This is a genomic window from uncultured Parabacteroides sp., from assembly GCF_947855115.1.
GTDB lineage: Bacteria > Bacteroidota > Bacteroidia > Bacteroidales > Tannerellaceae > Parabacteroides.
Map to the genome: position 1 here is coordinate 26,198 of NZ_CANTZW010000036.1, position 14,613 is coordinate 40,810.

Annotated in this window: 11 protein-coding genes and 2 pseudogenes; 4 read left to right on the plus strand and 9 right to left on the minus strand. The window is 44.5% G+C overall.

Annotated elements, in window-relative coordinates; genetic code table 11:
• Positions 1 to 7 precede the first annotated feature (7 nt).
• The 8 genes and pseudogenes from Q0110_RS16520 to Q0110_RS16555 all read right to left on the minus strand — a co-directional run bounded on the left by Q0110_RS16520 (position 8) and on the right by Q0110_RS16555 (position 5,416).
• Complete coding sequence (locus tag Q0110_RS16520) at positions 8 to 148, minus strand: hypothetical protein (protein WP_297908993.1); 141 nt, start codon at positions 146 to 148, stop codon at positions 8 to 10.
• Positions 149 to 230: 82 nt separating this feature from the next.
• Positions 231 to 587 (minus strand): annotated as a pseudogene (locus Q0110_RS16525) (DNA-binding protein); the annotation flags it as partial.
• Positions 588 to 831: 244 nt separating this feature from the next.
• Positions 832 to 1,041: a helix-turn-helix transcriptional regulator gene (locus tag Q0110_RS16530; protein ID WP_297908957.1), complete on the minus strand. Its 210-nt coding sequence runs from the start codon at positions 1,039 to 1,041 to the stop codon at positions 832 to 834.
• A 97-nt stretch (positions 1,042 to 1,138) separates the two neighbouring features.
• Positions 1,139 to 1,886: pseudogene (locus tag Q0110_RS16535) on the minus strand (hypothetical protein).
• A 423-nt stretch (positions 1,887 to 2,309) separates the two neighbouring features.
• Entirely contained in the window at positions 2,310 to 3,560 is a 1,251-nt protein-coding gene (locus Q0110_RS16540; RefSeq protein WP_297908960.1) for an MFS transporter, read from the minus strand.
• A gap of 26 nt (positions 3,561 to 3,586) precedes the next feature.
• On the minus strand, positions 3,587 to 4,369 hold the full coding sequence (locus Q0110_RS16545) for an amidohydrolase (protein WP_297908963.1): 783 nt from the start codon (positions 4,367 to 4,369) through the stop codon (positions 3,587 to 3,589).
• Between the two features lie 205 nt (positions 4,370 to 4,574).
• Positions 4,575 to 5,123 carry a 1-acyl-sn-glycerol-3-phosphate acyltransferase gene (locus Q0110_RS16550; protein WP_297908966.1) on the minus strand — a complete coding sequence of 183 codons (549 nt, stop codon included), beginning with the start codon at positions 5,121 to 5,123 and terminating at the stop codon, positions 4,575 to 4,577.
• 2 nt (positions 5,124 to 5,125) lie between these two features.
• On the minus strand, positions 5,126 to 5,416 hold the full coding sequence (locus tag Q0110_RS16555) for a hypothetical protein (protein WP_297908970.1): 291 nt from the start codon (positions 5,414 to 5,416) through the stop codon (positions 5,126 to 5,128).
• 128 nt (positions 5,417 to 5,544) lie between these two features.
• Here Q0110_RS16555 and Q0110_RS16560 point away from each other — a divergent pair, with 128 nt between their 5' ends.
• Positions 5,545 to 7,203: a glycosyltransferase gene (locus Q0110_RS16560; protein ID WP_297908973.1), complete on the plus strand. Its 1,659-nt coding sequence runs from the start codon at positions 5,545 to 5,547 to the stop codon at positions 7,201 to 7,203.
• A gap of 73 nt (positions 7,204 to 7,276) precedes the next feature.
• Positions 7,277 to 9,847: an alpha-glucan family phosphorylase gene (gene glgP / locus Q0110_RS16565; RefSeq protein ID WP_297908976.1), complete on the plus strand. Its 2,571-nt coding sequence runs from the start codon at positions 7,277 to 7,279 to the stop codon at positions 9,845 to 9,847.
• 76 nt (positions 9,848 to 9,923) lie between these two features.
• On the opposite strand, the gene Q0110_RS16570 is transcribed toward glgP, so the two are convergent.
• Positions 9,924 to 11,393: an outer membrane protein transport protein gene (locus tag Q0110_RS16570; protein WP_297908979.1), complete on the minus strand. Its 1,470-nt coding sequence runs from the start codon at positions 11,391 to 11,393 to the stop codon at positions 9,924 to 9,926.
• A 315-nt stretch (positions 11,394 to 11,708) separates the two neighbouring features.
• Between Q0110_RS16570 and Q0110_RS16575 the strand changes: the two genes are divergently transcribed.
• On the plus strand, positions 11,709 to 12,881 hold the full coding sequence (locus tag Q0110_RS16575) for an esterase (RefSeq protein WP_297908984.1): 1,173 nt from the start codon (positions 11,709 to 11,711) through the stop codon (positions 12,879 to 12,881).
• A gap of 170 nt (positions 12,882 to 13,051) precedes the next feature.
• Complete coding sequence (locus Q0110_RS16580) at positions 13,052 to 13,876, plus strand: endonuclease VIII (RefSeq protein ID WP_297908987.1); 825 nt, start codon at positions 13,052 to 13,054, stop codon at positions 13,874 to 13,876.
• Positions 13,877 to 14,613: the final 737 nt, after the last annotated feature.

Here is a 14,613-nt window from a genome sequence, read left to right on the forward strand (position 1 = left end):
GTTCATACTATTTCCTCAACTCCATAATAAACTCATCTGCTACATATATGTTGCCGTAAAGATAAAGGCCTGTATTCTTATCATGCAAGTCCGCACAGGTATGACTCTCGTAGAAGAGTTCGAGCGTCTTGACCGGCTCGATGTTCATACATCTGCTATTTTTTGTTGGTCTTAACATATATACGGGAGTTTATACCTTTTTAGCCTAAAATTCACTAATGAATTATTGCACTTTCTGTAAGCAGCATACCCATATTCAAGAAAGAGCGGAAATTAAATAATCCGAGCTGGGGCGTTTTGCTCGCCTCATTAATAAGGTGAGCAAACTCAAACCTAAACTCTTTCAATTGTTTACCCTTACATAAAATATATCCGTTATGCTTCAATTCATCAGAATTTGATTGCAGATAACGGTCTATTGTAGATGTATCAACTTGATAAAAATCGGCAACCATTTTTTTTGTAAAGCGATACCCTCCCTCAAAGAGCATTCCTTCAATGTCAAGATGTTCCTGTACTTTACTGACCGCAAAACGGTTGTTAAGTACATTTTGCCTTTCTATGTTTGAATTTGTCAAATCTTTCATTTTCTTTCTATTGCAATTTGGTACGCACACATACCGAATCTCGTTTTAATGATTATTTGTTTATTCTAAGAAACTGCTACTGAATGTTGGTTGCCAACAACAAGCACTCGACCATCCGTAAAATAGTACTCTTCACGCATATTTACGCTTACTGCCCACCCCTTTTGTTGGAGTGCAGGAGTAATGAACAGGGTGCGTACTCTTGTTCTTTGAGTTCTTTCTTGTTTACTTCCATGGCAATAACTCATTTATGGTTGGCGCTGCTAACAATCAAATCCTTCACATCAATATTAAGGGCATTGGCTATATCATTAAGCGTTTTAAGGTCTGGTTGAACAGAATTACTACACCATTTACTTACGGAACAATTGGATTTTCCAATCTGTTCTGCAAGCCATTTTCCGGTTTTTTGCTGTTCAGCGAGTACTACTTTAAGTCTATTCAAATTAGCCACAGGATAAAATGTTTTAATCACGGAGCAAAATTATATAATTTATCTGATACCAGCACTACTTCCTATAATAATTATTATCAGGAAGTAGAAAAGAGGCTTAAACAATATATTTTAATAAGATATTCTCGTCAATTTCAATCTTATGCCGTCCTGTGGTTGTACGCAGATTCTTTCTAACAGTATCAAATGTGGAATTGACAAACCACTCAGCGAATGTCGCCATTACAAATGAGGTAGTCATATCTCTACCTATATTATATTTGGAAAGCGATATTCCAAGCAAAATTCTTCAACGAGATTTGAGTGAGGGAGGTACACTTCTTGATATGAATTTCGGTTGCAGAAAGCACTTGACGGTTAGTCGCAAAATAGCGGACAGATTCGCATATTTGGTAAATTTCTGTCTCCTCTAAATCAAAACGTTTAAATGTATCTCGTGTGTATCTCAGGATAGCATTCAACTTTTCATCTTCTTTTCTTTCTTTTTGCCATTGGTATTGTTGCTGCTCACGTTGGTATTCATAATGGAATAGCTCCATTCGCTTTTTCTGGATTTCTTCACAGTTTGAGGTAGGTGAATATGCTAAAGGCTGTGTCTTTTTATTCACACACTTTTTGACTGATATTAGAAATGATGGAGGAATTGTATTAACAATATACCTTGCTGAGATAATGCAAAGATGATATAGTAGTTTTAGTATGACATATCCGATGACCATAACTAATGGAATCAAACTCATTCGTATTCCAAGCATATTGCATACTTGAAACGCTACTATCGAATCTAATAGCATCATAGTAATCTCAATTATTAGAGAGGGAAGTATATATTGTTTTTGCTTCATACCTATTGTTATTTATTTCGCAATGCGAAGATACAACACATTTGCATAAAAACGAAAGAGAAAAACGGATATTCTTTTGAAAATCAATTTCTTATGAAAATAAAAGCCAAACAAGTGTAAATATCCAAGGCAAAATGAAAACATCTGCAAACAAAAGAAGATAGTTAAATGAAAGTTAAATTTTTATTCTACGTTTATTGGGTATAAAAAACGTCTTATAAAATTGTGTTTTGAGTATAGAATAATCATATTTGTACCAAGTATTATATAACACATTTATATACAATGTAGATTATATTTTAGGAAGTGAAATAAAAAGAAGCGGTTAAAGAACCACTTCTTATCCCACATAAAGGACATTGATATCCAACAATTCATATAAGCTTGTAACCGTTAGGAAACACTCATGTATCCCACACAAGCTCATTCCTTCTTGAAACGTAAAAACGGCAATACCACAAATAAAGGCAAGCAACAGATCATCACCCAGATAAAGAAATATTGGTAACCGATTTGCTCCTGTATCCATCCCGATATCATTCCCGGCAGCATCATGCCCAATGCCATGAACCCCGTGCTGATCGCATAATGAGATGTCTTATATTCCCCCTCGGCGAAAAGCATCAGGTACATGGTATAAGCGGTAAAGCCAAACCCGTAGCCGAATTGCTCGATAGCGACACAAGCGTTTACGATAAAAAGACTCTCCGGCATCGCATAAGCCATATACAGATAAACCAGATTGGGTAAAGAGATTGCCAACGCCATAGGCCATAACCAGGCTCTCAAACCATTCCGAGATATAGCCATGCCTCCTAAAACACCTCCCAACAACAAGGAGATCACTCCTACCGTACCATAAGCGAACCCGACCTCACCGGTACTGAGCGCCAACCCGCCAACCTCCCGTTCATCCAACAGGAAAGGAGAAGCCAGTTTTACGAGCTGGGATTCCCCCAAACGATATGTCAGCATAAAAAGCAAGGCCGGGACAATCCTTTTCTTACTGAAAAAACTCACGAATGTATTGCCAAACTCCACGAAGATGGTATGAGGAGTGATATTCGGACGTTGCGCGTCACTTGCCGGACGAGGTAAAATATACTTATGCCACAATGCCAAAGCGATAAAGCCCCCGGCCAATACGAAAAACACCAAGCTCCACGCAAAGGATATCCGTCCGGTACTCTTTTCCAAAAGCCCTGCCAACATAACCAGCAATCCTTGTCCGGTAAGCATCGCCACCCTGTAAAACGTATTCCGGATGCCGATGAAGAACGCCTGTTGCTCTTCTGTCAAGCCCAACATATAGAATCCGTCCGCGGCGATATCGTGCGTAGCGGAGCTAAAAGCCATCAACCAAAAGAAAGCCAAGGTAAACCGCAGAAAGAAATCCCCGGGAAGAACGAATGCCACGCCTGCCATTCCCCCGCCAATCAATAACTGCATGCTATAAATCCACCAACGTTTTGTTTTCACCAAGTCTACGAACGGGCTCCAGATAGGCTTGATCACCCAAGGGAAATAAAGCCAACTGGTAAACAAGGCGATATCCGTATTCGAGACCCCCAAACGTTTATACATGATCACAGAAAGCGTCATGACTACCACATAGGGCAAGCCTTCGGCGAAGTAAAGAGACGGGATCCAAGCCCAAGGATTACGTTTTTCCATAATAAGAAGTATTAGATGACCAGAAGTCAATACATGCTAAATTTGTCCGCATCCTTCCAAGCCGGGAATTTAGCGCGAAACTCATCCAGCTCGCTCTTCTTCAGGGTGCATGTACGGGTGATTTCCTCCCGCTTTCCGGCATCAGCCAATTTCTTCCCTTTAGCGTTATAAATCATGGAGTCTCCCCTAAAAAGAAAGCCTTTTCCATCCATTCCCACACGATTCACGCCACAGACATAAGCCATGTTCTCGATAGCACGGGCATGCAGTAAGGCCTTCCACGCTTTCTTACGGGCCTCGGGCCAATTGGCCACATAAATCAACAGATCATACTCGTTATTTACGTTGCGACTCCAAACCGGGAAACGCAGATCATAACAAACCTGCAAGCAAATATTCCAGCCTTTATAAGAAACGATCAACCGTTTATCGCCAGCGGAAAAATAATTGTCTTCTTCAGCCATACGGAACAGATGGCGCTTGTCGTAATAATGCTCCTCCCCTTCCGGCGTGATGAAAAAAGCCCGGTTGTAGAACCTCCCGTTATCTTTCGCTATAAAGCTCCCGGCCACGGCCAGTTTATATTTCTTGGCCCACTCCTTTATAGCCGATACGGTCTGACCATCCATCGTATCGGCCAGTTTCTCCACGTTCATGGAAAATCCGGTAGTAAACGTCTCCGGCAAAACAGCTAAATCGGTTCTTCCACTAACACGGCGTAACAATTCGCCATAATAACCCAGATTCTCATCATGGTCTTCCCATATGATATGGGATTGTATCATACTGATACGCAAGTCTTCAGCCATAGAATTAAAGATATTAAGGTAATATAAATAGCGTTGGGTAACGAAACCAGGAATCTCGTCGGCATGAACATCTTATTTCATAGGGAAGAAACTTCAGTTTCATAAGCAAGAAACCAAAGTTTCCCGTACAGGAAACTAAAGTTTCTTCCGCATGAAACTCCTCATCTCACAGAAAGGGTATCCCTTCCCTCGAGCACGATCATTCTTATACTTGCACGAAATTCTCCGGATGGCAGGCGGTAATACCCCGATACATCTCCCGTATCGCATGGATATCTCTATCCACATCACCGGTCGGGTAAAAAATACCTTTCGTGCCAACCTCCTTCTTTCCATAATCAAAATAAGCCACCACGATCGGCACGTTCGCTTTCAAAGCGATGAAGTAGAAACCTTTCTTCCATTCCTTCACCCGTTTCCGGGTACCCTCCGGCGTTACGGCCAGTTGGAACCGCTCGCCGGTCTTGAAACGCTCCACCATCTGATCGGTCACCGATGTACGCTTGCCGCGATCCACAGGAACACCTCCCAGCCAGTTAAACAACAAGTTAAAAGGGAAAAAGAACCATTCTTTCTTGATCAAGAAACCCGCGTTACATCCAATCGAGGTATAAAATAATTTCCCCACTATAAAATCCCAGTTACTGGTATGCGGGGCCACACATACGATACACTTCGGCAAATCCACGCCCTCCACCGAACCTAGCTTCCAGCCAGCCATACGGAGTATCGCCTTACTAATCGCTTTCTTCATGCCTATTTATCCTTGCTCAACTCTCCTATCTCGTCGGCGATAGCGTCAATCTCGTCTCGCAAGTCCGCTCTCAATTTACGGTAATAATTCCGGACAAGCACCTTGTTGTCCTTGCCGTCCGGATGCCCGGCGCGGACGATATAACTATCTTGCATATCAAGGATACGAGCCATCAAAGCATCCGCTTTCTCTTGATCGACTCCGGGTATATACAATTTGCAAACCAGCGTTTCCGTGAATAATTCGCCAGCCACGCAACTGATCTCTTTCTTTAAGATTCTTCTTTTAGCCATAATTATTTCATATTTAATTATCCACAAATATAGAACATATGTTATTAAATACCGAGGAAAGGTCAAGAAAAAACATAAAAAGAATTATCTTTGCAGCGGTGAAATCATTGATTATAAACAAATCAAATATGAACGAAATGATAAAGACGCCAGAGTTTCTCTTTGAAAGCAGCTGGGAAGTCTGTAATAAAGTGGGAGGTATTTATACCGTACTATCGACAAAAGCTCATACGCTTCAGCAAATTTTTAATGACAAAGTAATTTTTATCGGCCCGGATGTGTGGGCAGACACGACTGCTCCTGATTTTACGGAAGACACATCTTTATTCGAGGATTGGAAAAAACATGCCGAATCCGCGGAGCATTTAAAAGTTAAAGTCGGTCGCTGGAACGTACCGGGTACCCCCCCTGTTATACTGGTAGATTTCAAATCCTACTTCAGTGAACGAGACGCCTTTTTCTATTCTATGTGGGAAAATTTCCGAGTCGATTCCATCCACGCTTACGGCGATTACGATGAGTCTTGCATTTTCGCTTACGCGACGGGCAAGGTGATCGAGAGCTTCTACCACTTCTACAAGCTGGAAAACAAGAAAGTCGCCGCCCTATTCAACGAATGGATGCTGGCGATGGGAGCGCTTTACATCCAAAAGCAAATACCCGCGATCGCGACACTCTTCACGACACATGCCACATCGATCGGACGCTCTATCGCCGGTAATAACAAGGCTCTGTACGCCTATATGGACGGTTACAACGGTGACCAGATGGCAAAGGAACTAAACATGGAGGCCAAGCATTCCGTAGAGAAGCAGGCCGCCCATTACGTGGATTGCTTCACGACCGTAAGCGATATCACGGCCCGCGAATGTAAACAGCTATTGGACAAGGAGCCGGACATCGTTACCCCGAACGGTTTTGAACCAAACTTTGTACCCGAAGGAAAAGAATACGATAAAAAACGGAAGGAGGCACGCCGTACATTAATTAATGTGGCAGAAAAATTATTGGGTTGTTCCATCGACCCGAGCGCATTGCTGGTATCCACCAGCGGCCGTTATGAGTACAGGAATAAGGGTATCGACGTTTTCATCGAGGCGATGAACCGTGTACGTACATCCGGGCGTTTGCAGCGCGAGGTCGTAGCCTTTATCATGGTACCGGCTTGGGTACGTGCCCCTCGCGCGGATTTAAAAGAGGCGATCGAGCAAGACATAAAGACGACCGCTCCGCTTCAGCTCCCATTCATCACGCATTGGTTGCACAATATGCAAGAAGACAAGGTATTGAATTACATCAATCACGCCGGCTTCACGAACGCAGCATCCGAGAAACTAAAGATTATATTCGTGCCTTGTTATCTGGACGGCAAAGGAGGTATCTTCAACAAGACCTATTATGATATGCTGATAGGCATGGACGTTACCGTATATCCGTCTTATTACGAGCCTTGGGGATATACCCCGCTGGAAAGTATCGCTTTCGGCATACCGACGATCACGACCAACCTGGCCGGTTTCGGTATGTGGGCTAAGAAAACGGTATCCGGGAATAACCTTAGCGAAGGCGTAGAGGTTATCAACCGCACGGACTTTAATTACTTTGAGGTAGCGGAGGCTATCATGAATTCTATCTTAACTCTCAGCCGAAAAGATGCCGCGGATATCGAGGAGATCAAGCAACGTTGCTTCGACCTCGCCCGAAAAGCAGAATGGAGCAAGTTTATCGACTACTATCTGAGTGCTTTCGACATCGCCATGAAGCATGCCGAAGAAAGAAATAGTTAAATATTGCTCATAATTAATAAGATAATGCTATCTTTGCACACGTTTTTAGACAAACACTTTAAACTTCACAATAATGAAAATTAAGGCGAATAACGCAAACAGTCCTATTTGGAAGGACGTTTACTCACATTCCAAGCTTCCGCAACAGCTGGAACCACTGAATGAGATCGCAACAAATCTTTGGTGGGTATGGAATCATGAAGGCGCTAAACTATTTGGCAAGATCGACAACCAACTTTGGAAATCCACAGAAGGTAACCCTGTACAGCTATTACAAAGTCTTTCACACAAACGTATGGAAGAGATCTTGGCCGACAAGGAGTTGATGGCTGAAATCCAAAAGGTATACGCTGATTTTAAAGCCTATATCAATGTAAAACCCAACAAGACACAACCGTCTGTAGCCTACTTCAGCATGGAGTATGGTTTGACCAATGTATTAAAGATTTACTCAGGAGGTCTGGGAGTATTAGCCGGCGACTACCTGAAAGAGGCCAGCGACAGCAACATCGATCTGTGCGCCGTAGGTTTCTTGTATCGTTACGGATATTTCACGCAGACCTTATCCATGGACGGTCAGCAGATCGCGAACTACGAACCGCAAAACTTCAACGCCCTGCCGTTGACCCAGGTATTGCAGTCAAACGGAGAGCCGATGGTATTGGAGGTTCCTTATCCGGGCAGAATCGTTTACGCTCATATCTGGAAAGTCAGCGTAGGCCGCGTGCCTTTGTATTTAATGGATACGGATATCCCCCAGAACAGCGAGTGGGACCGTTCCATCACGCACCAATTATATGGCGGCGACTGGGAGAACCGCATGAAACAAGAGTACTTGCTGGGTATCGGCGGTATCATGATGCTGAACAAATTAGGTATCAAGAAACAAATTTATCACTGCAACGAAGGACATGCCGCTTTGATCAACGCCCAGCGTTTGGTAGACTATATCCAGAACGACGGCCTTTCATTCAACCAAGCGCTAGAGGTTGTACGTGCTTCTGCCCTTTATACGGTACACACTCCGGTTCCGGCAGGCCACGATTACTTCGACGAAGGTTTGTTCGGACGTTACATGGGTGAGTTCCCCGGCAAATTAGGTATTAGCTGGCAGGATTTCATCGATATGGGACGCGAGAACCCGGGTTCTAACGAGAAATTCTCCATGAGCGTATTCGCCTTGAACACTTGCCAAGAGGCCAACGGCGTAAGCTGGTTGCACGGTAAGGTTTCACAGCGTATGTTCGCCCCGGTTTGGAAAGGTTACTTCCCGGATGAGTTGCACGTTGGTTACGTAACGAACGGTGTGCACATGCCGACTTGGGCCGCTACGGAGATGAAGAAATTCTATACGGATAAATTTGGCGTCAAGCTCTTCGAGGATCAATCGAACCGTAAATGTTGGGAAGGAATCCAGAACGTGGCCGACGAGGAGATCTGGAACCTCCGTATGACCTTGAAGAACAAATTGATCGATTACATCCGCGCTCAATACAAGGATAGCTGGTTGAAGAACCAAGGCGATCCTTCCAAGGTAGTCTCTATTCTTGAGAAGATCAACCCGAACGCGTTGTGGATCGGTTTCGGCCGTCGCTTCGCTACTTACAAGCGCGCTCACTTGCTGTTCACGGACTTAGACCGTTTGGCCAAGATCGTTAACAACGAGAAATTCCCGATCCAGTTCGTGTTCACCGGTAAGGCGCACCCGGCCGACGGTGGTGGTCAAGGTTTGATCAAGCACATTGTCGAGATCTCTCGCCGTCCGGAGTTCCTAGGAAAGATCATTTTCTTGGAGAATTACGATATGCGTTTGGCTCGCCGTTTGATCTCCGGTGTCGATGTATGGTTGAATACTCCGACTCGTCCGTTGGAGGCTTCCGGTACTTCCGGAGAGAAAGCCGAGATGAACGGTGTATTGAACTTCTCCGTTCTCGATGGCTGGTGGTATGAGGGTTATGTAGAAGGCGCGGGTTGGGCGTTGACCGACAAGCGTACGTACGAGAACCAGCAATATCAAGACCAGTTGGATGCGGCTACAATCTACCACATCCTGGAAACCGAGATCATCCCGACTTACTACGCTAAGAACAGTAAGGGATACTCTCCAGACTGGATACAGTATATCAAGAACTCTATCGCTAAGATCGCTCCGGATTATACGATGAAACGTATGTTGGACGATTACGAGGATCGTTTCTACCACAAACTGGCTACTCGTTCCGCTCATATTTCTGCCAACAACTTCGAGATCGCTAAGCAAATAGCCGCTTGGAAAGAGGAAGTCGCTCAACATTGGGATTGTTTCCAAGTAGAGTCTTTCACTTGCGATCGGGATCTGAATATCAGCGGTCCGGTCGTAGGAAAAGAATACAACTTCAACTTGGTAATCGATCGTCATGAGTTGCAAGGTATGCTAGGCGTCGAAATGGTTGTTACGAAGGAAGATCCGGAAAAACATACCTTAGAGCTGATCAATACCGCTCAATTCGAGTTGAAGAAAGAAGAAGGCTCCAAGTTATTCTTCCAGTTGACAACGACTCCTTCCGAGGCAGGAAACCACAAGGTAGGCTTCCGTGTATATCCTGTAAACAAGGAATTGCCTCACCGTATGGATTTCGCTTATGTACGTTGGATTCAGTTATAATACAGAATACCATATCAATAAAAAAGCCGGACTTTCAAAGCCCGGCTTTTTTATTGATATAAATATTGCGGATTGATTAAAAAGCGTAAGAAACGCCAAGCGACGGCATCAACGCATAGATGTTATAATGGCCGCCGAATGTACGATCGGACCCGGTGATCAAGTCTTTATCCGTATAAGAACCGTCACGGCCGAAACCAGTCACGTACGAGAAAGCGAAATCAACAGACAAAGCGTCTAACGGACGGAAACTTAAACCTGCCGTAATACCGAACTTATCCATACTCGGAGTCTCCGGATTCAAGAAATCATCCTTTACCGGCGCCTCGTCGAAGTAAGCTCCCAAACGAAGATCCAAACGGTTCGTCGCGGCGAACTGAGTACCTAAACGATAGATACGAGAATTGTGATAGTCCTTTTTAGCGACTAAATTGTATTCATCCAACGGAGAAGGAGAAAATTCGATCGCCAACGTCTTATAAGCTCCCCAGCCTACGAATTGGACCTCACCGGATACAAGCCAACGATCGGTAGGACGATACGTAATACCTACGTTCCAGTTATCCGGCAACGGAAGCTCGGCAGAGAATGAGCCTTGATCTAACGGCGGGATACGAACACCTTCCTTTATATTCTCAGGCAAATTGATACCCATAGCAACCGCTTTTTCTATCAGCCCGTTAATCTTAGGTAATAACACATTCTTCAAATCATTCTCATTGGCGTAACTCAAAACGATATCTCCCTCTTTCACACGGGCCATCACCTTGGAGCGATAAGAGACACCCACCGTAAATTTCTCGTTGATATCATACATAACACCCACGTTGAAGCCCAAGCGGATACCTGCGTCTCCCTTCAAGTTAACCGAAGCGGCAGAAGCCTCGTTATATTTCTGCATATCTTTCATGATATCATTGATAGTAGGGGCGACTGCCGCGCCAAGAGCCGGATTCGCCTCCAGGATAGGCTTGAACTGAGCCATCATACTGTTTGCCATGTCGTTCATAGCGCCCGGTCCCATCAACGCACGGCTCAGGGAGATATTTCCGAACTCCATCATCAACCCGGCACCAATGCTTAAACGATCCATGATCTTCCACGATACGGTAGGCTGGATATTGAAAGCCTTCAAGGAAATATCCTGTACCAAATGGGCACCTTTCCAATCCTTGCCCCAATCCATGCTACTGCCATAGGGGGTTGTCAAGCTGACACCTGCCGCAAGGTTATCATAAATCTTAAACCCTGCATATACAAATAAAGGGGTACTCGGGGTATTATCCGGACGCTGCACATAGTCGCCATCCGTGAACTTACCCTTTGAAAAGACACCGGATACACCAGCCGATAAATGAACATTTTTATCCATAAACACCAATCCCGCCGGATTGAAATGCATACTCTCCGCTCCTAGTTTCATTGCGACACCGACATGTCCCATACCGGCCTGTTTCGTACTCTGGGCGTTTACCTGATAGCCCTCGGCTGCCGCATAAGACAAAGGAAGCATGGAAAGACATGCTAAAGCGATAACTTTCTTCATAAAAAATTAATTTGTTAATACCTAATTCAATACGCCATCCACGGCGTAAGCGGCGACAAAGATAAATACTTTTCTCTAATATTGCACAGTTTTATTGAAAATGTGCGGCACAAATATATAAACACTGTGCAAATATATAAGACAAATTAACAATTATCCTCTCATCGGCGCAGGCCTGCCCGTTCTCGGTCTCAGCCGGATAAGAGGATGAGCAGCCCCTCCCCCTACATTATCATCCGGAATTAAAATGATTCTGATGAATAAATAGTACCTTTGGCTCAAGAGTACTTAATCCTTTAAACCGCATAGATAAAAATGAAAAAACTAGCATTACTCGCGGCCCTCTTACTGCCGCTATCAATGGTTTTCGCCCAACAAAATGTAGGGTTCAAGACCAGTAAGGTAGAACCATTCGTGATCAATCAAGACAATAGCGTCACTTTCTACGTAGAAGCCCCGGAAGCGAAATCTGTATCCGTGAAAGGAGACTGGGAAGCCAACGAGGGCAATGGCGAGATGACGAAAGGGAAAAACGGAATATGGAGCTACACGACTCCTCCCCTGCCATCCGAGATGTACACGTATCGCTTAAATATAGATGGTATTTACAACATCGCCCCGAACAACCCGTTCTCCTGCCGCGATGTCGGAACCTTGTTCAGCCTGTTCTATATCAATGGAGGAAACGGTGATTATTACCAAGTACGCGACGTACCGCATGGCAACGTAACGACCACATGGTATCACTCGGATATCCTCAGGGCTGAACGCAGGCTTAGTGTTTATACGCCTCCTTTCTACGACAAGAACATCCAGTCGTACCCCGTCTTGTACCTGCTACACGGCAGTGGTGGCGATGAGAACGCTTGGTTGGAACTTGGCCGTACCGCCCGTATCATGGACAACTTGATAGCCGAAGGCAAGATACAACCCATGCTTGTCGTCATGCCCAATGGCAATCCCAGCAAACAGGCCGCTCCCGGCGAAACTTCCGATAACCTAAGCTATAAGCCGGCCATGAGTAACAGCTTCCCCGGTTACAAGGATGGTTCGTACGAGAGAAGTTTCACCGAGATTATCCATTTCATCGATAACCGTTACCGCACGATCCCGGATAAGAGGCATCGGGCCATAGCCGGACTGTCAATGGGTGGTTTCCATACATTATATGTATCGTTGAACTATCCGGATTATTTTAATTATATCGGGCTTTTCTCTGCCGGACTCAACGCCAATGGTGTAGACCCGGATAGCCCGATGTACACGAATCTCGACGAGAAATTAGGAAATCTCAAGACATCCGGTTATCAATTGTTCTGGATCGGCATCGGAAAGACCGATTTCCTGTACGAAGCAAACCTGCAATTCCGTCAGCGGATGGATAGCCTAGGCATGAAATACCAGTACGTAGAATCCACCCGGGGACATATCTGGGCCAATTGGCGGGCTTACCTCCTTCAATTCGCTCCCATGCTTTTCAAAGAATGACTACCCAACACCAGCCGCAAACATTAACCCGCGATCCTGTAGAGACGGGGCGTGCCCCGTCTCCCACAACCTAAAGCAATTCAACGCAATCCCATAAAATCTCACATAAAGACTGCTTAAGATCAAAAATTTATCTATATTTACCCCATCACCTCTAAAGCAATACGAATATGATTGAAATCCCGGAATCTTTCACGATCAGCCAACAAGCTAGCGAAACATTAAAAGGAAAAACCATCGCTCATATCATCGAGCCGAACAGCCTTCATCGCTTCGCCTTTTATAATGGTGATCCCGCTGGATATTCCGGAATACTGGTAGGCCGGACGATCCAAACCGCCCGTGGACATGGTTGTTTTGTCGATATCTTAATGGATGAAGACACTCACTTATTAATCGGAGACGGAACCCATATATGCTACCACACCTCCACAGAAAAAGCTCCCAAGAAATACCAGCTTATGATCGTATTCGAAGATAACTCATTCCTAGCGTTTACAGTCTCGATGTACGGTTCCATTTATGCGTTTAAAGGAGAATTTGATAATCCCTACTACCAAGGTAGCCTCCATAAACCTTGTCCGCTCGACGAAAGATTCGATAAAGTCTACTTTCTCAGTATAATCAAGAATCTCAAAAAAGATCTGTCGGCAAAAGCGTTACTCGCCACCGAGCAACGCATCCCGGGTTTAGGAAACGGAGTTGTCCAAGATATCCTATTCAACGCAAGAATCGCCCCGAAACGGAAAATATCCACGTTAACCGAAAAGGAGATAGATCGTCTTTTCCATACATTAAAATCTACGCTGGAGGAAATGACCCGTCAAGGCGGTCGCGATACGGAAAAGGATCTATACGGAATCTTAGGTAATTACCGTACGATCCTTTCCAAAAATACGTATCATACCCCATGTCCTGCTTGCGGCGGACGGATCATTAAAGAGGCCTACCTCGGTGGTAGCGTCTATTATTGCCCGCATTGCCAACCGGCCTAGATATATCTAATTGACAAAATAACATATTGTAATGTAAAGGCCCGGAGAATCGATTCCTCCGGGGCAAGGTACATCTCGTTCACAAATGCACGAAAGAAAATCAGCAACCAACTGCTTAACAACGAAATACCCCAAAACGGCCTTTCATTCTAGCGAAATCTATTCATCTTAATTCACAACAAGAAGGGTATAAGGGCTATTCATAAGGTTATAATAGGACTATAATAGGGTTACAACACCTATTCACGACCGCTTGCAACCCCATTCTTGACCTGTTACAACGCCCAACGCCACTAATAGCGTAGGCCAACACCACCTTATGTATAGCCTTTCGCGACCTAACGCATACAAAAACGGTACCTTTCCTGGAAGAAAGAGGCTATTCTCCCCCTTTCCCTCACTCTATTTGAAGATAACTCAAAAAAGACGTGTCATAACATCAGCCATATATTAATCAAAAAGTCAGCATAATATCCATTCCGCAAACAACAGCTTTATCCTAAAGCCACCTTTTCTTAAAGTATTATCCTGATTTATATCGAGTAGACCTGCCCCATCCAAGAACAATCCGGAAAGAAGGGTAACAAATAATCTTGCGTATATGAACGACTTTACGCTTCACCGTACAAAAACAAAAAAGGCCTTGAAACCATTAAAGTTTCAAGACCTATCCTTTGAATGAGCGGTCCGGACGGGACTCGAACCCGCGACCCCATGCGTGACAGGCATGTATTCTA

Coding starts and splice junctions, on each gene's coding strand:
- Q0110_RS16545 (WP_297908963.1), bottom strand. CDS start 4,369: ATGGCTGAAGACTTGCGTATCAGTATGATACAATCCCATATCATATGG.
- Q0110_RS16520 (WP_297908993.1), bottom strand. CDS start 148: ATGAACATCGAGCCGGTCAAGACGCTCGAACTCTTCTACGAGAGTCAT.
- Q0110_RS16540 (WP_297908960.1), bottom strand. CDS start 3,560: ATGGAAAAACGTAATCCTTGGGCTTGGATCCCGTCTCTTTACTTCGCC.
- Q0110_RS16555 (WP_297908970.1), bottom strand. CDS start 5,416: ATGGCTAAAAGAAGAATCTTAAAGAAAGAGATCAGTTGCGTGGCTGGC.
- Q0110_RS16560 (WP_297908973.1), top strand. CDS start 5,545: ATGAACGAAATGATAAAGACGCCAGAGTTTCTCTTTGAAAGCAGCTGG.
- Q0110_RS16580 (WP_297908987.1), top strand. CDS start 13,052: ATGATTGAAATCCCGGAATCTTTCACGATCAGCCAACAAGCTAGCGAA.
- Q0110_RS16575 (WP_297908984.1), top strand. CDS start 11,709: ATGAAAAAACTAGCATTACTCGCGGCCCTCTTACTGCCGCTATCAATG.
- Q0110_RS16570 (WP_297908979.1), bottom strand. CDS start 11,393: ATGAAGAAAGTTATCGCTTTAGCATGTCTTTCCATGCTTCCTTTGTCT.
- glgP (WP_297908976.1), top strand. CDS start 7,277: ATGAAAATTAAGGCGAATAACGCAAACAGTCCTATTTGGAAGGACGTT.
- Q0110_RS16550 (WP_297908966.1), bottom strand. CDS start 5,123: ATGAAGAAAGCGATTAGTAAGGCGATACTCCGTATGGCTGGCTGGAAG.